General features: G+C 54.5%; 18 protein-coding genes and 6 tRNA genes. 14 read left to right on the top strand and 10 right to left on the bottom strand.

Annotated elements, in window-relative coordinates:
* The first annotated feature begins 336 nt into the window (after nucleotides 1-336).
* Together ACWKX3_RS00810 and ACWKX3_RS00805 are read left to right on the top strand one after the other, a co-directional pair.
* Complete coding sequence (locus ACWKX3_RS00810; protein WP_042320358.1) at nucleotides 337-2,034, top strand: sensor histidine kinase; 1,698 nt, start codon at nucleotides 337-339, stop codon at nucleotides 2,032-2,034.
* A 13-nt stretch (nucleotides 2,035-2,047) separates the two neighbouring features.
* On the top strand, nucleotides 2,048-2,782 hold the full coding sequence (locus ACWKX3_RS00805) for a LytR/AlgR family response regulator transcription factor (RefSeq protein ID WP_454541128.1): 735 nt from the start codon (nucleotides 2,048-2,050) through the stop codon (nucleotides 2,780-2,782).
* A 37-nt stretch (nucleotides 2,783-2,819) separates the two neighbouring features.
* Here ACWKX3_RS00805 and glk read toward each other — a convergent pair whose 3' ends face one another.
* Nucleotides 2,820-3,785 (bottom strand): glucokinase, encoded by a 966-nt coding sequence (glk, locus tag ACWKX3_RS00800; RefSeq protein WP_137849455.1) that lies wholly within the window; start codon nucleotides 3,783-3,785, stop codon nucleotides 2,820-2,822.
* Nucleotides 3,786-3,990: 205 nt separating this feature from the next.
* Between glk and ACWKX3_RS00795 the strand changes: the two genes are divergently transcribed.
* Nucleotides 3,991-5,226, top strand: a complete 1,236-nt coding sequence (locus ACWKX3_RS00795; RefSeq protein ID WP_042320362.1) for an ion channel protein — start codon at nucleotides 3,991-3,993, stop codon at nucleotides 5,224-5,226.
* Here ACWKX3_RS00795 and ipdC read toward each other — a convergent pair whose 3' ends face one another.
* Nucleotides 5,227-6,885 (bottom strand): indolepyruvate decarboxylase, encoded by a 1,659-nt coding sequence (ipdC, locus tag ACWKX3_RS00790; RefSeq protein WP_454541127.1) that lies wholly within the window; start codon nucleotides 6,883-6,885, stop codon nucleotides 5,227-5,229.
* Nucleotides 6,886-7,068: 183 nt separating this feature from the next.
* Between ipdC and mgrA the strand changes: the two genes are divergently transcribed.
* Nucleotides 7,069-8,067, top strand: a complete 999-nt coding sequence (gene mgrA / locus ACWKX3_RS00785) for an L-glyceraldehyde 3-phosphate reductase (RefSeq protein WP_454541126.1) — start codon at nucleotides 7,069-7,071, stop codon at nucleotides 8,065-8,067.
* A gap of 125 nt (nucleotides 8,068-8,192) precedes the next feature.
* Nucleotides 8,193-8,534, top strand: a complete 342-nt coding sequence (ypeC, locus tag ACWKX3_RS00780; protein WP_058610265.1) for a DUF2502 domain-containing protein YpeC — start codon at nucleotides 8,193-8,195, stop codon at nucleotides 8,532-8,534.
* A gap of 47 nt (nucleotides 8,535-8,581) precedes the next feature.
* On the opposite strand, the gene ACWKX3_RS00775 is transcribed toward ypeC, so the two are convergent.
* Nucleotides 8,582-9,820: an Nramp family divalent metal transporter gene (locus ACWKX3_RS00775; RefSeq protein WP_102890405.1), complete on the bottom strand. Its 1,239-nt coding sequence runs from the start codon at nucleotides 9,818-9,820 to the stop codon at nucleotides 8,582-8,584.
* A 345-nt stretch (nucleotides 9,821-10,165) separates the two neighbouring features.
* Between ACWKX3_RS00775 and ACWKX3_RS00770 the strand changes: the two genes are divergently transcribed.
* Nucleotides 10,166-11,353, top strand: a complete 1,188-nt coding sequence (locus tag ACWKX3_RS00770; protein ID WP_006176588.1) for a NupC/NupG family nucleoside CNT transporter — start codon at nucleotides 10,166-10,168, stop codon at nucleotides 11,351-11,353.
* A gap of 47 nt (nucleotides 11,354-11,400) precedes the next feature.
* On the opposite strand, the gene ACWKX3_RS00765 is transcribed toward ACWKX3_RS00770, so the two are convergent.
* The 3 genes from ACWKX3_RS00765 to ACWKX3_RS00755 form a co-directional block, all read right to left on the bottom strand.
* Nucleotides 11,401-13,590, bottom strand: a complete 2,190-nt coding sequence (locus tag ACWKX3_RS00765; protein ID WP_454541125.1) for an EAL domain-containing protein — start codon at nucleotides 13,588-13,590, stop codon at nucleotides 11,401-11,403.
* 212 nt (nucleotides 13,591-13,802) lie between these two features.
* Nucleotides 13,803-13,878: transfer RNA gene (locus ACWKX3_RS00760), tRNA-Ala, on the bottom strand.
* A 41-nt stretch (nucleotides 13,879-13,919) separates the two neighbouring features.
* Nucleotides 13,920-13,995: transfer RNA gene (locus ACWKX3_RS00755), tRNA-Ala, on the bottom strand.
* A 217-nt stretch (nucleotides 13,996-14,212) separates the two neighbouring features.
* Between ACWKX3_RS00755 and ACWKX3_RS00750 the strand changes: the two genes are divergently transcribed.
* Nucleotides 14,213-14,575 carry a YfeC-like transcriptional regulator gene (locus tag ACWKX3_RS00750; protein WP_006176590.1) on the top strand — a complete coding sequence of 121 codons (363 nt, stop codon included), beginning with the start codon at nucleotides 14,213-14,215 and terminating at the stop codon, nucleotides 14,573-14,575.
* Nucleotide 14,576: 1 nt separating this feature from the next.
* Nucleotides 14,577-14,963 carry a YfeC-like transcriptional regulator gene (locus ACWKX3_RS00745; protein WP_006176591.1) on the top strand — a complete coding sequence of 129 codons (387 nt, stop codon included), beginning with the start codon at nucleotides 14,577-14,579 and terminating at the stop codon, nucleotides 14,961-14,963.
* A 53-nt stretch (nucleotides 14,964-15,016) separates the two neighbouring features.
* On the opposite strand, the gene gltX is transcribed toward ACWKX3_RS00745, so the two are convergent.
* Complete coding sequence (gene gltX, locus ACWKX3_RS00740; RefSeq protein ID WP_006176592.1) at nucleotides 15,017-16,432, bottom strand: glutamate--tRNA ligase; 1,416 nt, start codon at nucleotides 16,430-16,432, stop codon at nucleotides 15,017-15,019.
* Nucleotides 16,433-16,691: 259 nt separating this feature from the next.
* Here gltX and ACWKX3_RS00735 point away from each other — a divergent pair.
* The 5 genes from ACWKX3_RS00735 to ACWKX3_RS00715 all read left to right on the top strand — a co-directional run bounded on the left by ACWKX3_RS00735 (nucleotide 16,692) and on the right by ACWKX3_RS00715 (nucleotide 17,598).
* Nucleotides 16,692-16,767 (top strand) — tRNA-Val (locus ACWKX3_RS00735).
* A 41-nt stretch (nucleotides 16,768-16,808) separates the two neighbouring features.
* A tRNA-Val gene (locus ACWKX3_RS00730) sits at nucleotides 16,809-16,884 on the top strand.
* A 29-nt stretch (nucleotides 16,885-16,913) separates the two neighbouring features.
* Nucleotides 16,914-16,989 (top strand) — tRNA-Val (locus ACWKX3_RS00725).
* 4 nt (nucleotides 16,990-16,993) lie between these two features.
* A tRNA-Lys gene (locus ACWKX3_RS00720) sits at nucleotides 16,994-17,069 on the top strand.
* A gap of 187 nt (nucleotides 17,070-17,256) precedes the next feature.
* Nucleotides 17,257-17,598, top strand: a complete 342-nt coding sequence (locus ACWKX3_RS00715; RefSeq protein WP_042320366.1) for a FlxA-like family protein — start codon at nucleotides 17,257-17,259, stop codon at nucleotides 17,596-17,598.
* Here ACWKX3_RS00715 and ACWKX3_RS00710 read toward each other — a convergent pair.
* Complete coding sequence (locus ACWKX3_RS00710) at nucleotides 17,589-18,530, bottom strand: LysR family transcriptional regulator (RefSeq protein ID WP_454541124.1); 942 nt, start codon at nucleotides 18,528-18,530, stop codon at nucleotides 17,589-17,591. The two genes, ACWKX3_RS00715 and ACWKX3_RS00710, sit on opposite strands and share 10 nt — an antisense overlap.
* An 89-nt stretch (nucleotides 18,531-18,619) precedes the next feature.
* Between ACWKX3_RS00710 and ACWKX3_RS00705 the strand changes: the two genes are divergently transcribed.
* Nucleotides 18,620-19,615, top strand: a complete 996-nt coding sequence (locus ACWKX3_RS00705) for a bile acid:sodium symporter family protein (protein ID WP_058610269.1) — start codon at nucleotides 18,620-18,622, stop codon at nucleotides 19,613-19,615.
* Here ACWKX3_RS00705 and ACWKX3_RS00700 read toward each other — a convergent pair.
* Both ACWKX3_RS00700 and ligA read right to left on the bottom strand, forming a co-directional pair.
* Nucleotides 19,612-19,827 (bottom strand): DUF3820 family protein, encoded by a 216-nt coding sequence (locus ACWKX3_RS00700; RefSeq protein ID WP_006176597.1) that lies wholly within the window; start codon nucleotides 19,825-19,827, stop codon nucleotides 19,612-19,614. The two genes, ACWKX3_RS00705 and ACWKX3_RS00700, sit on opposite strands and share 4 nt — an antisense overlap.
* 1 nt (nucleotide 19,828) lies before the next feature.
* The gene (gene ligA / locus ACWKX3_RS00695; RefSeq protein WP_454541123.1) at nucleotides 19,829-21,844 is read right to left on the bottom strand and encodes an NAD-dependent DNA ligase LigA; all 2,016 of its coding nucleotides are present in this window, start codon (nucleotides 21,842-21,844) and stop codon (nucleotides 19,829-19,831) included.
* Between the last annotated feature and the right edge of the window lie 2 nt (nucleotides 21,845-21,846).

Here is a 21,846-nt window from a genome sequence, read left to right as displayed (position 1 = left end):
CACCGATGTGGCGAGCTTAGAAAATAACCTGAATAAAAAGCGGCTGTCGAGAGGGAAAATAAAAAATACGTTCTGGTTTAAAACCGGAAGCAGGGATTTGCGAAAAGCGGAAGCCAGACTGCGGAAAACATTGCGTGATATCTTTCGGTTAACACCATGATATCAATGTATTTACGTTATACCTGTCGCCACCTCAGAGCGCAGGATTTTTCAGCCACCTGACAACAATCCCCTTTGTAAATTATGGTTTTTCCCCATTTGATAAACCGGACGGATAGCTGGTCATTGAGTCGCAGGTTTTTTATCATAGCGCTTTCCCCTTTCCGTGGTTAACCCGTGCACGAAATATTCAACATGCTCCTGGCGGTTTTTGACCGCGCGGCATTAATGCTGATCTGCCTGTTCTTTCTCATTCGCATTCGCCTGTTTCGCGAGCTTTTGCACAAGTCTGCACACTCGCCTAAGGAGCTGCTGGGCGTTACGGCTATTTTCTCGATGTTCGCCCTGTTCAGCACCTGGTCCGGCGTCCCGGTAGAGGGATCATTGGTCAACGTGCGAATCATCGCCGTGATGTCGGGCGGGATCCTGTTCGGCCCATGGGTAGGCGTGATTACCGGCATCATTGCAGGCACGCACCGCTACCTGATTGATATCGGTGGCGTGACGGCCGTTCCCTGCTTTATTACCAGCATTATTGCCGGGATATTGTCAGGCCTGATTAACCGACGCGTGCCGAAAAAACAGCACTGGCGCGTTGGGATCATCGCGGGCATGGTGTGCGAAACCCTGACGATGATCCTGGTTGTCGCCTGGGCACCGACCGTGGCGCTGGGTCTCGATATTGTGTCAAAAATCGGTATTCCGATGATTCTCGGTAGCGTCTGCATCGGCTTTATCGTGCTGCTGGTACAAAGTGTCGAAGGGGAAAAAGAGGCGCTCGCGGCCCGTCAGGCCAAGCTTGCGCTGGATATTGCCAACAAAACGCTGCCGCTGTTCCGCCATGTAAACGCCGAATCGTTACGCCAGGTATGCGATATCATTCGGCGTGATATACACGCCGATGCCGTCGCCATCACCAACATCGACCGCGTGCTGGCCTACGTTGGCGTGGGTGAAGATAACTATCGTGACAATGACGACACCATTAGCCCGACCACGAGAAAAGCGATCAACTACGGGAAAATCATTATTAAAAACAATGATGAGGCCCATAGGACGCCCGAAATTCACTCCATGCTGGTGATCCCGCTTTGGGAAAAAGGGGTGGTCACCGGTACGCTGAAAATTTATTACTGCCACGCCCACCAGATAACCTCCTACCTCCAGGAGATGGCTATCGGGCTGTCGCAGATTATCTCCACGCAGCTCGAAGTTTCCCGCGCGGAGCAGCTTCGTGAGATGGCAAATAAGGCAGAGCTTCGCGCGCTGCAAAGTAAAATAAATCCCCATTTCCTGTTTAACGCCCTGAATGCCATCTCCTCTTCCATTCGGCTTAATCCGGACACCGCGCGTCAGCTGATCTTCAATCTGTCGCGCTATCTTCGCTACAACATTGAGCTGAAAGACGACGAGCAGATCGACATCAAAAAAGAGCTGTATCAGATTAAAGACTATATCGCGATCGAGCAGGCGCGCTTTGGTGACAAACTCACGGTCATTTACGATATTGATGAAGAGGTGAACTGCGTGATCCCGAGCCTGCTTATCCAGCCGCTGGTCGAAAACGCGATCGTTCACGGTATTCAGCCCTGTAAAGGCAAAGGGGTGGTGACCATCAGCGTGACGGAAAGCGGCAATCGGGTACGCATTGCGGTGCGTGATACCGGCCACGGCATTGATGCGCAGGTGATTGAGCGCGTGGAGTCCAATGAAATGCCGGGGAACAAAATCGGGTTACTGAACGTGCATCACCGCGTCAAGCTGCTGTATGGCGATGGCTTGCATATCCGCCGCCTGGAGCCAGGCACTGAAATCGCCTTTTACGTCCCGAATGAACGCTCGGCCGTTCATGCGCCCTCTTCACTGCTGCCATAGGCCGGAGTAATACATGAAAGTCATCATCGTGGAAGATGAAATTCTGGCTCAGCAGGAGCTGAGCTGGCTGATTAAAACCCACAGCCAGATGGAGATCGTGGGAACGTTTGACGATGGCCTGGACGTGCTGAAATTCCTGCAGCACAACCGCGTCGACGCCCTGTTTCTTGATATCAACATTCCCTCCCTGGACGGCGTACTGCTGGCGCAAAACATCAATCAGTTCGCCCATAAGCCGTTTATCGTGTTTGTCACCGCGTGGAAAGAGCATGCGGTTGAAGCCTTTGAACTTGAGGCTTTTGACTACATCCTTAAGCCGTATCAGGAATCACGGATTGTGAGCATGCTGCAAAAGCTGGAATCGGCCTGGCAACAGCAGCAGGCCGCGCCGGTCAGCGCCAGCCCTGCCGCGCGCGAAAATGACACCATTAACCTGGTCAAGGATGAGCGGATCATCGTAACCCCCATCAATGATATTTATTACGCCGAAGCGCATGAGAAAATGACGTTTGTTTATACGCGGCGCGAATCGTACGTGATGGCGATGAATATCACCGAGTTTTGCAGCAAACTGCCTGCGTCGCACTTCTTCCGCTGCCACCGGTCGTTTTGCGTGAATTTAAGTAAGATCCGCGAGATCGAACCTTGGTTCAACAACACCTATATTTTGCGCCTGAGGGATCTGGATTTTCAGGTGCCGGTAAGCCGCAGCAGGGTAAAAGAGTTTCGCCAGTTAATGCATCTGTAACGAAAAAGCCCTCTTCGGGTGAAGAGGGCTTAACATGTCAGAGGATCTGACCGAGTACCTGACGCAAATGCGCGCCAGAGCCGAGCAGACCCGGGTTATCGTGCACAATCAGGTAAACCGGAATGTCCTGAATGTAGCTTCTGAAACGTCCTTTATCTTCAAACCCGCCACGGAAACCGGACGCTTTAAAGAAGTCGAGGAAGCGCGGGACGATCCCGCCCGCGATATAAACGCCGCCGAAGGTGTTGAGATTCAGCGCCAGGTTTCCGCCGAACCGTCCCATGATCACGCAGAACAGCGACAGCGCGCGACGACAGTCGGTGCAGCTGTCTGCTAACGCGCGTTCAGTGACATCTTTCGGTTTAAGGTTTTCCGGCAGCCGACCGTCGGATTTCACAATCGCACGGTACAAATTCACGAGGCCCGGCCCGGAGAGCACGCGCTCTGCAGAGACGTGCCCAATTTCCGCCCGCAGCTCTTCAAGGATAATTCCCTCTTCTTCACTGTTAGGCGCGAAATCCACGTGACCGCCTTCGCCCGGCAGGCTGACCCAACGTTTATCCACATGCACCAGGTGAGCCACCCCCAGCCCGGTGCCCGCCCCGTAAACGGCGATTGGTTTGCCTTCAACGGGCGCGGTGCCGCCAAACTGTATCAGGTGGTCTGGCTTCAGCATCGGGATCGCCATGGACACGGCGGTGAAGTCATTGATGATTTCCAGATGTGCAAAACCGAGGTTTTTTTGCATTTCGGCAATAGAGAATGCCCACGTGTGGTTGGTCATCGCCACCCAGTCACCGGTAATCGGGCAGGCAATGGCAATGCAGCCATCTTTAACCTGAACGTTATGCTCGTCCAGGTAGACGCGCACAACGGCTTCCAGGCTTGGATAATCCAGCCCTGAATAGGTTTTCGCTTGCGTTATTTCACCGGTATTGATATCGCACAATGCCAGCCGTGCGTTGGTGCCGCCCACATCACCCACTAAAGCATACTTTGTCATTCTTCTACTGCTCCGCTAAAGTCAGAATAAATCTTTGGGACACTGTAAATTCAAGGCGTCATAACAACAACGACCAGAAGATGAATGCCCCAGGATAATCGATCTTCGTCACAGAATAACTTTACCGTTTCAGCACCTTTTACACTATTGCCACAATGCTGAATACGCAAAGTCACGTTAGGCCGTTTTGTACAAGGAAATTATCATGCTCCACCCGCGAGCCAGAACCATGCTGTTATTGGCCATCCCGGCGCTGATTATTGGCATAGCGTCAAGCCTGGTGCTTATCGTCGTCATGAAAGTCGCCGCGGTACTGCAGACGATGCTGTGGACAGCGTTGCCGACCAGCCTGGGGATGAACATTGATTCCCCGGCGTGGATTATCGCCATGCTGACGCTTACCGGTATTGCCGTGGGGCTGGTGATCCGCTTTAGCCCAGGCCACGCCGGGCCGGATCCGGCGCTGGAACCGCTGATCGGGGCACCGGTTAACCCGTCGGCCCTGCCGGGGCTCATCATCGCGCTGATCCTGGGCCTGGCGGGAGGCGTGAGCCTCGGCCCGGAACACCCGATCATGGCGGTGAATATCGCTCTGGCGGTGTTTCTCGGGTCGCGTATTTTTCCGCGCGTTGATGCCCTGGACTGGACGATCCTGGCCTCCGCAGGCACCATCGGCGCGCTGTTTGGCACCCCCGTTGCCGCCGCGCTGATCTTCTCTCAGACGCTCAGCAGCAATAACGATGTTCCGCTGTGGGATAAGCTGTTTGCACCGCTGATGGCCGCCGCAGCGGGCGCTCTCACCACCAGCCTGTTTTTCCATCCCCATTTTTCCCTTTCGCTGCCTCACTATGGCCAAATGCAGCTTGCCGATATCTTCAGCGGCGCAATCGTGGTTGCTATCGCCATTGCGCTGGGCATGGTCGCGGTGTGGTGTCTGCCGCGCCTGCATCGTCTGATGCACAAACTTAAGCATCCGGTTTTGATTCTGGGCGTCGGCGGTCTCATTCTGGGGGTTTTAGGGGCAATCGGCGGGCCGGTAACCCTGTTTAAAGGGCTGGACGAGATGCAGCAGCTGGCGTTTAGTCAGGTATTTAGCGTCTCGGATTACCTGCTTTTCGCGCTGATTAAGCTGGCAGCGCTGGTGGTGGCAGCAGCATGCGGTTTTCGCGGAGGCCGTATTTTCCCGGCGGTGTTTGTCGGGGTGGCGCTGGGGCTGATGTTGCATGAGCACGTGGATGCCGTACCGGCAGCCATTACCGTCTCCTGCTCTATTCTGGGGCTGGTGCTGGTGGTCACACGTGATGCCTGGCTAAGCCTGTTTATGGCCGCCGTGGTTGTGCCGGACACCACCTTACTTCCGCTGCTCTGCATCGTGATGTTGCCCGCCTGGCTCCTGCTGGCGGGCAAACCGATGTTGATGGCCTGGCGTAACGATAAGTGATCAGGCGCTGTTTCGCGCCTCCAGCGCTTTGGTAAGGGCGGCCAGCAGCGGCGGGATATCGGCTTTGGGGAGCATCACCTCAATCAGGGCCAGACGCTCGTGGTGCGCCACTTTGTCCAGCACCTCCGCCAGCTGTTCCGCCTCACTGACGCGCCAGCACTCCGCCTGGGGATCCAGGCTGAGCGCCTGCGGGATCTGCGTCCAATTCCACAGCGCGATATCGTTATAGCGCTGCTCTGGCCCGTGGATCGCCCTCTCCACCGTGTATCCTTCGTTATTGAGCACCAGCACGATGGGATGCTGTTTATCACGCAGCATTGACCCCAGCTCCTGAATAGTCAGCTGCGCTGCGCCGTCCCCGGTCAGCACGATCACCCGGCGGTTCGGGCACGCCGTTTGCGCCCCGAAGGCCGCCGCCAGCGTATAACCAATCGACCCCCACAGCGGCTGGACGATAAAGTTCACGTCCGCCGGCAGCCGGAGATCGATGGCCCCGAAGGCCGACGTACCCTGGTCGGCAAGTATAATATCGCCAGGGCGGATAAAGGTTTGCAGCGTGCTCCAGAAGTTCTCCTGGGTGAGCGAGCCTGTCTGCACGGAATGGGTATCACGGTGCGCGTCACCGGAGATCCGGGCGTGATGCACATGCTGTTTGCACAGCTGCGTCAGGGTTTCAATCGCCTGCTGCATGGTAATGCCGGTATACCAGACGTCGCCCACGCGTGAAGCATGTGGCTGCACTTCTATCGTCTGCGCCGGCGTGAGCTGATGGGTAAACCCGGCGGTCAGGGTGTCGGTAAACCGGGTCCCGATGCACAACACCGTATCGGCCCCCTCAATCGCCTCTTTCACCGCTGCAGCACTCGCCGAACCGCTGTAAGTACCGTAAAAACCGGCCTGACGTTCATCGAAAATGCCTTTGCCCATCAGCATGGTGGCGTGCGCCATCGGCACCTCGTTTACCCATTTTTGCAGCGCCTGTTTTAGCCCGTGGCGAAGCACTAAAAAATCGGCCAGCAGCGCGGTGCGCCTGGTGGCGGCCAGGCGCTGTTGCGCGGCGTCGCGAAACGCCTGCAGGCACGCATCATCTCCCTCGGTAGCGCGCAGCGTGAGAGCGTTTACAGGTGGCGTCGCGGCTTTTTTGGCCACATCGGCGGGCAACATCAGATAGCCCGGACGGCGCTCGCGAAGCATCGTCGTGAGGACGCGGTCAATTTCATAGCAGGCATTTTGTTCGGTCAGGATCGCCTGCGCCACAGTGATCGGTTCGCTCATGTGATAGAAATGGCGAAACTCCCCGTCGCCCAGCGTGTGGTGCAATAACTCACCGCGCTGCTGTGACGCCATGCCCGGCGCCCCTACGATATGCAATACCGGCACATGTTCGGCAAAGCTGCCCGCGATGCCGTTCATGGCGCTTAATTCCCCCACGCCAAATGTCGTCAGCAGTGCGGCAAAGCCTTTGCAGCGGGCATAGCCGTCGGCGGCGTAAGAGGCATTCAGCTCGTTGGCACAGCCCACCCAGCAGATGTCCGGGCTGTCTATTACGTGATCGAGAAACTGCAGGTTGTAGTCGCCCGGCACACCAAACAGATGATCGGCACCACAATCTGTAAGACGGTCCAGCAGGTAATCGGCGACGCAGTATGGGGTTGTCATAACAGGTGTCCTTCTGACGTTGACCTCCCTCTGAGTATTAGAGAAGCGCGATGACTGTCCAGAAACGCCAATAAGTAGGCCATGGAAAGATTGCTTTACAAAAAATACGGCGTTCTTTCCCTTTTCGTTGAGTTAGTGTAAACGTATACACACATTTTTCTTTTCAACGCCTGAGGTGATGAAATGGGTTATCAGCCGGACAAAAATCGTTATCAGACAATGCAGTATCGCCGTTGTGGACGCAGTGGTCTCAAGCTGCCCGCTATCTCCCTTGGCCTCTGGCACAACTTCGGTGACGCCACGCTACTCGAAACCAGCCGTCAACTTTTACAGCGCGCCTTCGATCTGGGCATTACGCATTTTGACCTTGCCAATAACTACGGCCCACCACCTGGCTCTGCAGAACGCAACTTTGGGCGCATTTTGCAGGAGGATTTCCTGCCGTGGCGCGATGAACTGATCATCTCTACAAAAGCGGGCTACACCATGTGGGACGGCCCTTACGGCGACTGGGGTTCACGCAAATACCTGATTTCGAGCCTGGACCAAAGCCTGAGGCGTATGGGGCTGGAGTATGTCGACATCTTTTATCACCACCGTCCGGATCCTGAAACGCCGTTAACAGAGACGATGAAAGCGCTCGACCATCTCGTGCGTCAGGGCAAAGCGCTGTACGTCGGATTATCCAACTACCCTGCCGAACTGGCGCGTCAGGCGATAACGATCCTGGAGGATCTCGGCACACCCTGTCTCATCCACCAGCCGAAATACTCCATGTTCGAGCGCGCGCCTGAGGCGGGTTTGCTGGACGTACTGAACGAGAAAGGCGTGGGATGTATTCCTTTCTCCCCGCTGGCGGGCGGCCAACTGACCAATCGCTATTTGAACGGCATTCCTGAAGACTCGCGAGCCGCCAGCGGCAGCAAGTTCCTCAACCCCGATCAGTTGACCGAGGAAAAGCTGGTTAAAGTCCGCAAGCTGAATGCATTGGCCGAAAGCCGGAACCAGAAGCTGTCGCAGATGGCACTGGCCTGGATCCTGCGCCACGATGCCGTGACGTCTGTGCTGATTGGTGCCAGTAAAACGGCGCAAATTGATGACGCAGCAGGCATGCTCGAGAATCGGCATTTCTCGACAGAGGAACTGGCGAAAATTGACGCGATCCTTAGCGGGTCAGAATAAACCCGTTTTTAGCATTTCGTGCTCTCGTTGACGAATTCGGAGTTGAGGCGATGATACGAGTCTTTACCAACTCGTAATATTGCGTTAACAGGCCACACAAGGCCCCGATCGTGAAGGAGAAAAGTATGTTCAGGTCACTGATTCTGGCTGCCGTTTTACTGGCTGCTGCACCGCTGGTTGCTAACGCGGGCGAAATCACCCTGTTGCCATCCGTAAAATTACAAATTGGCGATCGTGATAATTACGGTAACTACTGGGACGGCGGTGGCTGGCGCGACCGCGATTACTGGCACCACCATTATGAATGGCGTAAAAACCGCTGGTGGAAGCACGACAATGGCTATCATCGCGGCTGGGACAAACGCAAAGCCTATGAACGCGGCTACCGTGAAGGCTGGCGCGATCGCGACGACCATCGCGGTGGCAGAGGTCACGGCAGAGGCCATGGTCACGGCCATCATCATTAATGAACAAAGGAGCCTCGCGGCTCCTTTTTCTTTTTGCTTTTTTTTATTTATAACCCTAATGCCGTTCCTGCCAGCAGCCACAGGTTGAGCACCACCACCACCACCACGATGGCCCACCCCGCTCTTTTCACCAGCGTGGTGTTCACTAACTCCCCCATCAGCGATTTGTCACTGGTAAATATCAGCAGCGGCACCAGCGCCAGCGCGATACCAAAACTCAGTAAGACCTGACTCATCACCAGAATACGGGTGGGATCCAGCCCCATCAAAATGACGATGAAGGACGGCAGCATTGTGACCGCGCGACGTACCCAGAGCGGAATATGAAAGCGCACAAAGCCCTGCATTACCACCTGCCCGGCCAGCGTACCCACCACGGTTGAGGAGAGGCCGGCAGCCACCAGGCTAAGCCCGAAGATGGTCGCCGCGGCGTGGCTAAGTAAGGGTTCGAGAGTCAGATAGGCCTGATCAAGATCGGCGACGCCCGTATGGCCATTAAAATGGAAAGCGGCAGCTGCGGTTGCCATCATCGCCAGGTTCACAAATCCGGCAATGGTCATGGCAATCGCCACGTCCCATTTGGTGGCGGAGTAACGGTCTTTACGCGTTCCGCCGTGCAAATCCTGGGTTAATGAAGAGTGGAGATAGATAACGTGCGGCATGATGGTTGCGCCCAGCACCCCTGCCGCCAGGAATACGGCTTCGGTATTAGGCAGGCTCGGGATCGCCATCCCTTTACCGAGCTGCACCAGATTCGGCTGAGAAAATACCAGCTCAACAATATAGGCTGCGGCCACAAACAGCAGCAGACCACCAATCACCTTTTCGAGCGGTTTTTGCCCGCGACGCTGCAGCATCAAAATCAGGAACGTCGCAATCCCGGTCAGCACGGCACCCTGCAGCAGCGACACGCCTAAAATCAGCTTGAAGCCGATAGCCGCCCCGATAAATTCGGCGAGATCGGTCGCCATGGCGATAATTTCCGCCTGGATCCAGTACAGCCACACCGCCGGACGCGGATAGTGGTCGCGGATCTGCTCCGCCAGGTTTTTACCTGTGGCGATACCCAGCTTTGCCGAAAGCATCTGGATCAGCATCGCCATGAAGTTGGCCCAGACTACCACCCACAGCAGCTTATAGCCGAAGCTGGCCCCGGCCTGAATGTTGGTCGCAAAATTACCCGGATCGATATAGCCAATAGCAGCAATGAACGCAGGTCCCATTAACGCGAACCGCAACTTGCGCGCTGCTCTGCCACTGCTACCCTCTACGCGACTGTTTGTCATGTCTGCCTCTGGAAATATAGCCTTTGCTATGTTTTATGCTATCAAAATGAGAATGATTATCAAGACCATTTAGGTGGTTAAAAATGATTTCATTGATAGCTAAGAACAATAGGTGGGCAGGTGGTGCGACATCACAGATTGTGAAAATGCGCAGTCATTTGTGAAGCGTAGCACACAAACTTAACTTTTCACTCATTTACCTAACATAACAAAAATGTATTGTTGATCACTATTTTTGAGACTCGTCACAGGATGTAACTATAGTGTGGCCTTGATCTCGTTTTCTTTGCGCTTGTTACATAGAATGTGCACGGAAATTAAACCTGCCTCATATTTGGAGCAAATATGGACCGCGTCCTTCATTTTGTCCTGGCACTCGTTGTCGTTACTGCGCTTGCGTTGCTGGTCAGCCATGACCGCAAAAAAATCCGCATCCGCTTTGTTGTTCAGCTTCTGGTTATTGAAGTTTTACTCGCGTGGTTCTTCCTGAACTCCAACGTGGGACTCGGCTTCGTCAAAGGCTTTTCCGAAATGTTCGAAAAACTGCTCGGTTTTGCCAACGAAGGGACCAATTTCGTCTTCGGTAATATGAACGATCAAGGCCTGGCGTTCTTCTTCCTGAAAGTGCTGTGCCCTATCGTCTTTATCTCTGCGCTGATTGGTATTTTGCAGCACATCCGCGTGTTGCCTGTTGTTATCCGCGCTATCGGTACCGTGCTGTCAAAAGTGAACGGTATGGGCAAACTGGAATCTTTCAACGCCGTAAGCTCCCTGATCCTCGGTCAGTCTGAGAACTTTATCGCGTATAAAGACATCCTCGGCAAAATGTCCCGCAATCGTATGTACACCATGGCTGCAACGGCGATGTCTACCGTTTCCATGTCGATTGTTGGCGCATACATGACCATGCTGGAGCCAAAATACGTTGTTGCGGCACTGGTTCTGAACATGTTCAGCACCTTTATCGTTCTGTCTCTGATCAACCCGTACCGTGTTGAAGAGGGCGAAGAGAACCTGCAGATGGCAAATCTGCATGAAGGTCAGAGCTTCTTCGAAATGCTGGGTGAATACATTCTGGCGGGCTTTAAGGTTGCGATTATCGTTGCGGCAATGCTGATCGGCTTTATCGCCCTGATTTCAGCCCTGAACGCCCTGTTCGCGGCGGTGCTCGGTATCTCCTTCCAGGGCATTCTGGGCTATATCTTCTACCCTGTTGCCTGGGTAATGGGTGTTCCGGCTCACGAAGCGCTGCAGGTCGGCAGTATCATGGCCACCAAGCTGGTGTCTAACGAATTCGTTGCAATGATGGATCTGCAGAAAATTGCCAGCACGCTCTCTCCGCGCGCAGAAGGCATCCTCTCTGTGTTCCTGGTTTCCTTCGCCAACTTCTCATCCATCGGTATTATCGCCGGTGCGATTAAAGGTCTGAACGAAGAACAGGGCAACGTGGTTTCTCGCTTTGGTCTGAAGCTGGTGTACGGTTCGACGCTGGTCAGCGTGCTCTCCGCCTCTATCGCGGCGCTGGTCCTGTAACCCATACCGTGAAATAAAAACCGGGAGCCTTGTGGCTCCCGGTTTTTTTATGCCTGCAATTCGCTTAGCGGCGCGGGTTTGCCGATGAGATACCCCTGCAGATAATCCACCCCGAAGCGCAGCAGCATCTCCCGCTGCTCCGGTGTCTCTACATATTCAGCCACCACGCAGAGCGATTTCGTCTTCGCCAGATTGCATATTGACTGGACGATCATCGCGTCCATGCTGTCACTACAGATATCTTTGACGAAGCAGCCATCAATCTTAATGATGTCAGCCTGCAGGCGTTTGAGGCGCTCGTAGTTGGCGTATCCCGTGCCAAAATCATCGATTGCTATGCGGAAGCCATACTCCCGAAGCGTCTGGATATTTTTAATGCTCGCCCCGGAATTAGAGAAGGCCTGCTCTTCGGTTATTTCGATGACCACTGCATTTGGGCTGACAAAATAGCGCTCAAAGAGCTGAATTATCTCGCTCGCCGCCTCTTTTTGCATCAGCGTCAGCGGCATCAGGTTGACGGAGAAACGCGTTTCGGCGTGTGGTTCCGGGTGGTTCTTAAGCCATTCCAGAAGGCTTTCAACCACGCTCATATCAAACCGATGGCTCAGGTTAAACTGGGCAACAAGCGGGATAAAGCGGTCAGGTGTGATGATTTCGCCCTCGCTCTCTATACGGGTCAAAATCTCGTAATACCCCTTCCCCTGCGCGTTCTGGATGGGCTGCGCGTACAGACGAAGGCCACCTTCTTCGAGCGCCCGCTTAATGCGGCCCAGCATCAACACCCGATCCGTTGTCTGGCCCGAGACGGTCTCCAGGCTGTTGGTCAGCCCCAGAACGCGGTGGTTGGCGCAGGATTGTTCTGCAAGCCAGCTCAGCTGGCCCAGCATAGGGTGCAAGTGCTCACCGCCTTCCACTTCGCCCCACGCTGCACCGAACTCGATTTCCAGCGCCGTTTTGTTCCAGATAATCTTCCGGCTGTTCAGGTGATCCACCATGTACTGGAGCCGCTCGGACGGTTCCGGCCCAAGTAACACCACAACCAGCTCGCTACCGGGTAGCTGAAAAAGTTTTTCCTCTTGTTGCAAATAAGGCTGAAGGGTGGCGGTGACCGATCGTTTGCAATGTACCCGCATCAGTATGCCGTAATGGCGACTGAGGAACTCCAGGTTGTCCATCCGCAGACAACAGACTTTGGCGTCGGGGTGGTCCTGCAGGTAGTCTTCCAGTGCGCGGATGTTGGGTAACCCGGTCAACGGATCGGTGAGCGCCCTTTCCTGCCAGCCCTGCTTCATCCATTCGCTGCGGCGGTAGATCTTCGACATATAGAGCAGGCAGATAGCAAATGAGATCAGCACCGACAAGATAAAGGAGAGCGAGTAGCCCGTTTCTACGCCATTCAAAAAGTTGTAGTTGTAGGTCAGCAGCATCAGGGCTGATACAGCCCAGAGCAAGGAGATCAGCGCATAGCTCAGACGGCTTATCCCCAGCGTGAAGAGGATAAAGACGATCGGCATCAGGTAGCCGGCAATAATCGGCGACTCAAAGGGCGCACATAAAATTGCGATAAAGAGAACTAACAGCGTTAACCAGACGATGATAAATAACGGCTTTTTATTGAAAAGAAACGGCTTTAAGCTTCGACGCCAGAACACCCTGGCATAACCGGGATTCATTATCATTCTTAATGGGTAATAGAACATCATGGTAAATATTAGCGCTGCACAAATCAGGCTTTGAATATCAATGATGTTATAAATGGCGGAGCCTTCTCCGAAGAAAGTGGAGACCGCCACGGGGAAATCAAATAAATAGCCCGCCAGATACATCAGGAGTTTAATCCCGACGGGCACCATAAAGCCGAGCCAGAAAATACGCATGCCAATATATTTATTTGGCACGCTGTGCCGCCAGCGCGGCCCGATCACCAGCCGAAGCAGGCCGCATGCCGCAAACACGGGAAAAGTCTGACAACACACTAAGATAACGTGCTGAAGCGCGGTTAGCTGAAGATTATAAATATTTGTTACAATAATACTTATCAGAACCGGAATAACCGCCCGTCGGCCAAATAATAAAACGGCGGCCAGCATTACGCTCAACGGCAACCATGCCAAATAAACCTCGTAACCGTTAACAACCGCCCGAGGAGAAACATAGCGGGAAAAAGGGACCGTAACCAGACACAATGCCAGGGCAAGCATTATTATCTTTACATTATTGTCAGTTTTTCTTTTCATTAATTTCGACTGTTTATTTACATTTCATCTCATTGACCATCTGGATAATAGGTTTATTAATTGTACGAATCAAGTTGAACGCCATAAAGCGCCAACTTTATTGATATAGATTGAGCTGATGTATAGAAATTCGCGAAGTTGGCAACAAAAAGATCGTAAAGCTGTTACAGACGCATAAAAAAACCCCCGTCTTTCGACGAGGGTTCAAATTTTGGTGGAGCTAAGCGGGATCGAACCGCTGACCTCTTGCATGCCATGCAAGCGCTCTCCCAGCTGAGCTATAGCCCCACATGTTACTTTACCTACCGCACTCTGTTGGGTTCAGAGTTTGGTGGAGCTAAGCGGGATCGAACCGCTGACCTCCTGCATGCCATGCAGGCGCTCTCCCAGCTGAGCTATAGCCCCGTCGTAAAGCTGTCATGTTGACGGGCGGCATAATATGAATTCCGCCGCTGAGTGTCAACGGCAAAATAAGCCTTTAACTTTCAACCGCCGAAAAATCAGTCAAATGAACCACTTTGCGAGCCTGCTCGCAGCCAGTAGTTAAGCCTGTCACGTTTTCACGTAAAACGGTGCTATAAGATGAACCACTAAGTAACCACACGAATACTCAGGAAATTGCATGATCAAGGAACGAATGACGCCAGAAGAATTGGCCTTGCTCACTGGCTATAGCCGCCAGACCATCAATAAATGGGTTCGTAAAGAGGGTTGGATTACATCGCCAAAACCAGGAGTTCAGGGCGGTAAGGCGCGTCTGGTACATGTGAATGAGAGAGTGCGGGAATTTATCCGCAGCGCACGTAAGGCTCCAGACACCGCTGAAATGCCGGAAAGCGGCGGCCAGGACGGCGCGCTTCGCACTTTACTTCTGACGCTGGCGAATGAAATGACGCCGGATGAGCAAAAGCAGATGACATCTCTGTTACTGCGGGAAGGGATTACCGGATTGTTGCAACGTTTAGGGATTCGCGACCAGAACTGATATGAAAAGAATACGCAGTAAAATGACCACGGAAGAGCTGGCTGATAGCCTGGGGGTCGCAAGACAAACCGTGAACCGCTGGATACGCCAGAAAGGCTGGAAAACGGAAGGTATCAACGGTGTGAAAGGTGGCAGAGCGCGGCTTATACATATTGATGGACGTGTGAAGGGGCATATCATGAGCCTTCCCGCCGTGCGTAACCGTCAGACGATGTACCAGCTGGCAGAAGCGCCCACGTTATACGGTCAACCGCCCACGTCGGGCCTGCTCCCGCAAATAATCGATTCGCTGGAAAATATGACGCAGGACGAGCAGGAACGTTTGCACGTTTTGCTGGCTCGGGAAGGCATTCATGGTTTTCTTGCGCGACTGGGCATCGCTGAATAACAGGCATAAAAAACGGCAGTGTAAACTGCCGTTTTTTTTTAGCCAAAGCTTAATTACTGCTGGCTTTCACGCTCTGCAATAAAGCCCAGCGCTTTGTTAATACGCGCGACGCTGCGTGATTTACCGATAGCGTGGACGGTGACATCCAGCGCAGGAGACTGGCCCGCACCGGTTACCGCAACGCGCAGTGGCATACCGACTTTACCCATGCCGACTTCCAGCTCATCGGCGGTTGCCTGAATCGCGTGATGGACATTCTCAGCCGTCCAGTCGGTGATGGCAGCCAGTTTGTCACGTACCACTTCCAGCGGCTGGCGAGCAACCGGGCGCAGGTGTTTCTTCGCCGCGTCGGCATCGAACTCGTCAAACTCTTCATAGAAATAGCGGCAGCTTTCCGCGATCTCTTTGAGGGTTTTGCAGCGCTCGCCCAGCAGCTTGACCAGATCCGCCAGCTCAGGGCCGGTACGGGTATCGATGTTCGCCTGCTCAATATGCCACTGCAGGTACGTTGCCACATATTCTGGCGGCATGGTGTTGATGTAGTGATGGTTCAGCCACAGCAGTTTGTCCGTGTTGAACGCGCTGGCAGACTTGCTCACGGAGTTAAGCGAGAACAGCTCGATCATCTCTTCACGGCTGAAGATCTCCTGGTCACCACTTGCCCAGCCCAGACGCACCAGATAGTTCAGCAGCGCTTCTGGCAGATAGCCATCATCGCGGTACTGCATAACGCTCACCGCGCCATGGCGTTTGGAGAGCTTTTTACCGTCATCACCATTAATCATGGAGACGTGCGCATACACAGGCACAGGGGCATTCAGCGCTTTGAGGATGTTGATCTGGCGTGGAGTGTTGTTGATATGGTCTTCACCACGAATGACATGGGTGATTTCCATATCCCAGTCGTCAACCACAACGCAGAAGTTATAGGTCGGGGAGCCATCCGTACGGCGGATGATCAGGTCGTCCAGCTCCTGGTTGCTGAATTCAATCGGCCCGCGGATCTGGTCATCAAAGATAACAGAGCCGTCCTGCGGGTTAGCAAAACGCACCACGCACGGCTCGTCGGCAGCGTGTTCGCTATGGTCGTGACGGCAGCGGCCGTCATAACGTGGTTTTTCGCCATTGGCCATCTGCTCTTCGCGCAGCGCATCCAGACGTTCTTTGGAGCAGTAGCATTTATAGGCCGTGCCCGCCACGAGCATCTCGTCGATGACCGCGTTATAACGGTCAAAGCGTTTGGTCTGGAAATACGGGCCTTCATCCCACTCCAGATTCAGCCAGTTCATCCCATCCATAATGGCTTCGATTGCTTCCGGCGTGGAGCGTTCGAGATCGGTGTCTTCAATACGCAGTACGAACTCGCCCTTGTTATGGCGTGCAAAAAGCCAGGAATAGAGCGCGGTACGTGCGCCACCGACGTGCAGATAGCCTGTCGGGCTTGGCGCGAAGCGGGTTTTGATTTTCATGAATTGGCCTTACGTTATAAAGGTGCCGGCATCCGGCGAATCCCGGGGGAAAAAACAATGGGCAATATTCTATCACTGTAGGGCGATTCCTCAATGTCGATCCCTGCATCAGGTTCGAGTTTACTGTTTTTGTTTAGAATTCAAGCTCCACAGCCCATTTTGCGATCGCTTTGTTTAAATTTACGACGAACGAATAAAAACTTTAGAAAAGGCGTTGACTCATTTTCAACTCTCCCTATAATGCGACTCCACACAGCGGGGGTGATTAGCTCAGTTGGTAGAGCATCTCCTTTACACGGAGGGGGTCGGCGGTTCGAGCCCGTCATCACCCACCATCTACTTCGGTAGGCTCGCAGTGTAGATAAGAATTGAGATTGGGCGATTAGCTCAGTTGGTAGAGCATCTCCTTTACACGGAGGGGGTCGGCGGTTCGAGCCCGTCATCGCCCACCATTCTCACCTTATCGCAGCAGTTCCGAAATGGGCGATTAGCTCAGTTGGTAGAGCATCTCCTTTACACGGAGGGGGTCGGCGGTTCGAGCCCGTCATCGCCCACCATTTCGGGTCGTTAGCTCAGTTGGTAGAGCAGTTGACTTTTAATCAATTGGTCGCAGGTTCGAATCCTGCACGACCCACCAATGTAAAAAGGCGCCCTAAAGGCGCCTTTTTGCTATCTGCAATTTGAATGATTCGAACCTGCAGCAGGTTCGAGCCGAACGCATTGAGGCGATCAGAGCTCCCCTAACCCTCTCCGCCGTATAGCAATTTCCCTCAAGCTAATCCTTTTTTTGCCGATATCTCTGTTTTATGGCGCGAGGAAAAAGCATGACAACCATTCAGACATCAACCCCCTCTCTGCAAACCAGCAGCAGCGGAAGCAGCGGTTCAGGCGGTAACGATATCGCGGCCCAGATTAGCCGCATCACAGCCAAAATTGTCAAACTGACGCAGCAGTTAAAAGAGATCCCTAACGGCAGCGGCAGTGTAGAAGATAAGAAAAAAGAGCAGGAGATGATTCAGATGCAGCTCAAGATGCTGCAGACCCAGCTGGCGCAGCTTCAGCGTCAGCAGGCCGAAGAGGCGCAGCAAAAACATGAGCAGAAGCAGGCCCGCGCTGAAGGGGTAAATATTCCTTCAGACGATCGTCAGATTGACATCTATATCTGACGTTCCGGCGCGTGGAACAGCGGGTCGCGCGTGCGAGCCTCGGTTAGCTTCCGGGCCTGAATGCGCACCCCTTCCCAGACAGCCTGTGCCGCGCCCGACAACGAGCGGTTTTTACGACGCACCAGCATCAGCTGACGTTCAATACAGGGAACCAGTCGCTTCACCGCCAGACGGCTACCCTGCGGCAGGGGCAAGGCCAGCGCCGGTAGCACGCTGATGCCAATTCCCGCCTCCACCATCGGAAATAGCGTGGCAGGATGCCCAATCTCCTGCACGATCTCCGCCTGCACGCCCTGCGCAACAAGCGCGGCATCGATCAGCGGACGGCTTCCCGAGGCGTAGTCCTGCAAAACCAGGTTCGCACCCTGCAGCGCCATCCAGTCAACATGCGGCAGCAGAGCCAGCGGATCGTCGTCGCGGCACAGCAGCAGGAAAGGCTCTGAAAGCACAATTTCCGTCTCTAGATCGCTCACCTGCCCCGGATCGATAACGATACCGAAATCCACCTCCCCCTGACGTATGCTCTCAAGCACCCACTGCTGCGGACGGTCGTGAAGAACAAAATCTATGTCCGGGTAGCGTCGATTGCTCTCGGCAATACATTGCGGAATGAGGTGAGCAGAGATGGTCTGGCTCGCCGCCACCCGCACGGTGCCCGAAAGCTGCTGTCCGAGCCGCCCCACATCCCGCAATGTGCTGTTCAATTCATCCAGCAGCCGCTCCAGCCGCGTCGCCAACTGTAGCCCAGCCTCGGTAAGCACGACTTCGCGCGTGGTGCGGTCAAGCAGCTTCACGCCGGTCTGGTTTTCCAGCTCTTTAACGCTGTGGCTAACGGCGGACTGGCTTAACCCAATCATCTCCCCTGCCCGGCTAAAACTTCGGGCATGGGCAACGGTGACAAAAATGCGTAGCTGGCGGAGTGAGTAATTCATCTGTTTTATTCATATATGGATGCAATAAATCAATTTTATTTCTCAAATCGAAAAAAGCACAATAGCCATATCTGCATTCAGGAGTCATTATGAAACTCTTTCGTATCCTTGATCCTTTTACGCTTACCCTCATCGTCACCGTTCTGCTGGCCTCGTTCTTTCCGGCACGCGGCGGATTCGTTCCCTTTTTTGAAGGGCTGACCACGGCGGCCATCGCCCTGCTGTTCTTTATGCACGGTGCAAAACTGTCGCGTGAAGCGATCATCGCAGGCGGCAGTCACTGGCGATTGCACCTGTGGGTGATGTGCAGCACCTTCATTCTCTTCCCCGTTCTCGGCGTCCTCTTTGCCTGGTGGGCACCGGTTAACGTCGACCCGGCGCTCTATACCGGCTTCCTGTATCTGTGCATTTTGCCCGCTACCGTGCAGTCCGCAATTGCGTTTACGTCGCTGGCTGGTGGTAACGTTGCGGCGGCGGTGTGTTCGGCTTCCGCCTCCAGCCTGTTGGGCATTTTTGTCTCGCCGCTGCTGGTCGGGCTGCTGATGAACATGCATGGCGCGGAAGGTAACCTGGAGCAGGTCGGGAAGATCTGTCTGCAGCTGCTCCTGCCGTTTGTGCTTGGGCATCTCTCCCGTCCGTGGACGGCGAACTTCGTTACGAAGCACAAAAAGTGGATTTCAAAAACCGATCAGACGTCAATCCTGCTGGTGGTCTACTCCGCCTTCAGTGAAGCCGTGGTCAATGGCATCTGGCATAAAGTCGGTGCTGGCTCGCTGCTCTTCATCGTGGTGGTAAGCATTGTTCTGCTGGCGATAGTCATTGCGGTGAATGTGTTTGTGGCACGCAAATGCGGCTTCAACAAAGCCGATGAAATTACCATTGTCTTCTGCGGATCGAAAAAGAGCCTGGCGAACGGTATCCCGATGGCCAACATTCTTTTTCCAACCTCGATGATAGGGATGATGGTGCTGCCACTGATGATTTTCCATCAGATACAGCTGATGGTCTGCGCGGTGCTGGCGCGTCGCTACAAGCGTCAGGCAGAAAAGCAGGCGCAGGAAGAGACCCGCGCCGCGAAAGCTTAAGGGCGTTTCAGGGGCTGAACCAGCTGTGTCAGCCCCTCGGTTTTAACCAGTAACGTGATAGCCATAAGTTCACCCAGTCTTCCGGCGGGAAACTCATCCTTACGGGCAAACCACAGCAAATACTCTTCCGGCAAATCAATCAGCCTGCGGCCTTTATACTTGCCGAACGGCATCTCCGTGTTGGCGATGTCGATAAGCTGCTCTTTCTCCACGTTATTCTCCCAACAGGCGCAGCATTTCCGCCTCGTCGATTACCTCAATGCCCAGCTCCTGCGCTTTAGCAAGCTTCGAACCGGCGGCTTCCCCGGCGATCACCAGGTCGGTTTTCTTCGATACGCTGCCCGCCACTTTTGCGCCCAACGCCACCAGACGCGCTTTAGCATCATCACGTGAAAGCTGGCTCAGGCTCCCTGTCAGGACCACCGTTTTACCGGCGAACGGGCTGTCTATTTCCTCGGCATTCACCACAACCGGCGCAGGCCAGCTGATCCCCTCGGCCAGCAGTTTGCCGATAACCTCGCGGTTGCTCTCTTCAGCAAAGAAGTTAAAGACATGCGTCGCGACCACAATTCCGACGTCCGGGACTTTTTGCAGTTCGTCGATACTGGCTTTCTCCAGCGCCTCCAGGGTACCAAAATACGCGGCCAGACCAGCGGCCGTAGCTTCGCCCACTTCACGAATACCCAGCGCATAAAGGAAACGGGCAAAGGTCGTCTTTTTGGCGGTTTCGAGGGCGTTCACCACATTTTGCGCCGACTTCGGCCCCATGCGATCAAGACCGGTCAGTTTACCCGCCGTCAGCTTAAACAGATCGGCTGGCGTATGGACGTACTCTTTTTCCACCAGCTGATCGATGATTTTGTCGCCCATGCCGTCGACGTCCATGGCGCGACGTGAAACGAAGTGCTTCAGCGACTCTTTGCGCTGGGCCCCGCAGATCAAGCCGCCGGTGCAGCGCGTTACGGCCTCACCTTCAACGCGTTCAACGTCCGAACCGCATACCGGGCAATGTGACGGGAACTCAATTGCACGGGTATCGTCCGGGCGTTCTGACTCCACGACGTTCACCACCTGCGGGATCACATCACCCGCACGGCGAATCACCACCTTGTCGCCAATGCGCAGCCCCAGGCGCGCAATTTCATCGGCATTGTGCAGCGTCGCATTGCTGACGAGCACGCCAGCCACCTGCACCGGCTCAAGACGCGCCACCGGCGTGATCGCCCCGGTGCGCCCGACCTGAAACTCCACGTCGCGAACAAAGGTCATCTGCTCCTGCGCCGGGAATTTAAAGGCCACCGCCCAACGCGGCGCGCGTGCGACAAAGCCTAACTGCTCCTGTAACGCCAGCGAGTTGACCTTAATCACCACGCCGTCGATGTCAAAGCCCAGGGTCGGACGATCTTCTTCCACCTTGTGGTAGAACGCCAGCACGGCCTCAGGGGAATCACAGAGCTGCACGCGGTTGCTTACCGGCAGCCCCCAGGCCTTAAACTGCAGCAAACGGCCCAGATGCGTATCAGGCAGTTCACCGCCCTCCAGAATACCCACGCCGTAGCAGAAGAACGTCAGCGGTCGCTTCGCGGTGATACGCGGATCAAGCTGGCGTAAGGAGCCCGCCGCCGCATTACGCGGGTTAGCAAACACTTTGCCGCCGGTCCGACGCGCCTCTTCGTTAATCTTTTCAAAGCCCGCCTGTGGCAGGAACACTTCCCCGCGCACTTCAAGACGCGCAGGAATGTTATCGCCGTGCAGCTTCAGCGGGATGGCGCGAATAGTGCGAACGTTCGTGGTGATATCCTCACCCGTGGTGCCGTCGCCGCGGGTCGCCGCGCGCACCAGTACGCCGTTTTCATACAGAATGCTGACGGCCAGGCCGTCCAGCTTCAGCTCGCAGCACCAGGTCAGCGCATCGCTGCTTTTAAGCCGATCCTGCACGCGCTTGTTGAATGCCAGAAAACTCTCTTCATCAAAGACGTTATCCAGCGACAGCATAGGCACTTCATGACGCACCTGACTGAATGCACCCAGCGGCTCTGCACCGACGCGCTGCGTTGGGGAGTCCGGGGTAATGAGCTCGGGATGCTGCGCTTCTAATTCACGCAGCTCACGCATCAGGCGGTCATACTCCGCATCCGGCACTTCCGGCGCGTCCATAACGTGATAGAGATATTCATGATGGCGAAGCGTGGTTCGCAGTTCAGTGAATTGTTGTTCGATTGAGTCCATAT

This window comes from Enterobacter sp. UPMP2052 (assembly GCF_053709675.1).
Note: the sequence above shows the minus strand (reverse complement) of the source record. Positions and strands in the feature narration are given on the sequence as shown.

Coding starts and splice junctions, on each gene's coding strand:
- mgrA (WP_454541126.1), top strand. CDS start 7,069: ATGGGTTATCAGCCGGACAAAAATCGTTATCAGACAATGCAGTATCGC.
- ligA (WP_454541123.1), bottom strand. CDS start 21,844: ATGGACTCAATCGAACAACAATTCACTGAACTGCGAACCACGCTTCGC.
- glk (WP_137849455.1), bottom strand. CDS start 3,785: ATGACAAAGTATGCTTTAGTGGGTGATGTGGGCGGCACCAACGCACGG.
- ACWKX3_RS00715 (WP_042320366.1), top strand. CDS start 17,257: ATGACAACCATTCAGACATCAACCCCCTCTCTGCAAACCAGCAGCAGC.
- ACWKX3_RS00765 (WP_454541125.1), bottom strand. CDS start 13,590: ATGAAAAGAAAAACTGACAATAATGTAAAGATAATAATGCTTGCCCTG.
- ACWKX3_RS00710 (WP_454541124.1), bottom strand. CDS start 18,530: ATGAATTACTCACTCCGCCAGCTACGCATTTTTGTCACCGTTGCCCAT.
- ACWKX3_RS00795 (WP_042320362.1), top strand. CDS start 3,991: ATGCTCCACCCGCGAGCCAGAACCATGCTGTTATTGGCCATCCCGGCG.
- ACWKX3_RS00750 (WP_006176590.1), top strand. CDS start 14,213: ATGATCAAGGAACGAATGACGCCAGAAGAATTGGCCTTGCTCACTGGC.
- ACWKX3_RS00775 (WP_102890405.1), bottom strand. CDS start 9,820: ATGACAAACAGTCGCGTAGAGGGTAGCAGTGGCAGAGCAGCGCGCAAG.
- ipdC (WP_454541127.1), bottom strand. CDS start 6,885: ATGACAACCCCATACTGCGTCGCCGATTACCTGCTGGACCGTCTTACA.
- ACWKX3_RS00805 (WP_454541128.1), top strand. CDS start 2,048: ATGAAAGTCATCATCGTGGAAGATGAAATTCTGGCTCAGCAGGAGCTG.
- ACWKX3_RS00745 (WP_006176591.1), top strand. CDS start 14,577: ATGAAAAGAATACGCAGTAAAATGACCACGGAAGAGCTGGCTGATAGC.
- ACWKX3_RS00770 (WP_006176588.1), top strand. CDS start 10,166: ATGGACCGCGTCCTTCATTTTGTCCTGGCACTCGTTGTCGTTACTGCG.
- gltX (WP_006176592.1), bottom strand. CDS start 16,432: ATGAAAATCAAAACCCGCTTCGCGCCAAGCCCGACAGGCTATCTGCAC.
- ypeC (WP_058610265.1), top strand. CDS start 8,193: ATGTTCAGGTCACTGATTCTGGCTGCCGTTTTACTGGCTGCTGCACCG.
- ACWKX3_RS00705 (WP_058610269.1), top strand. CDS start 18,620: ATGAAACTCTTTCGTATCCTTGATCCTTTTACGCTTACCCTCATCGTC.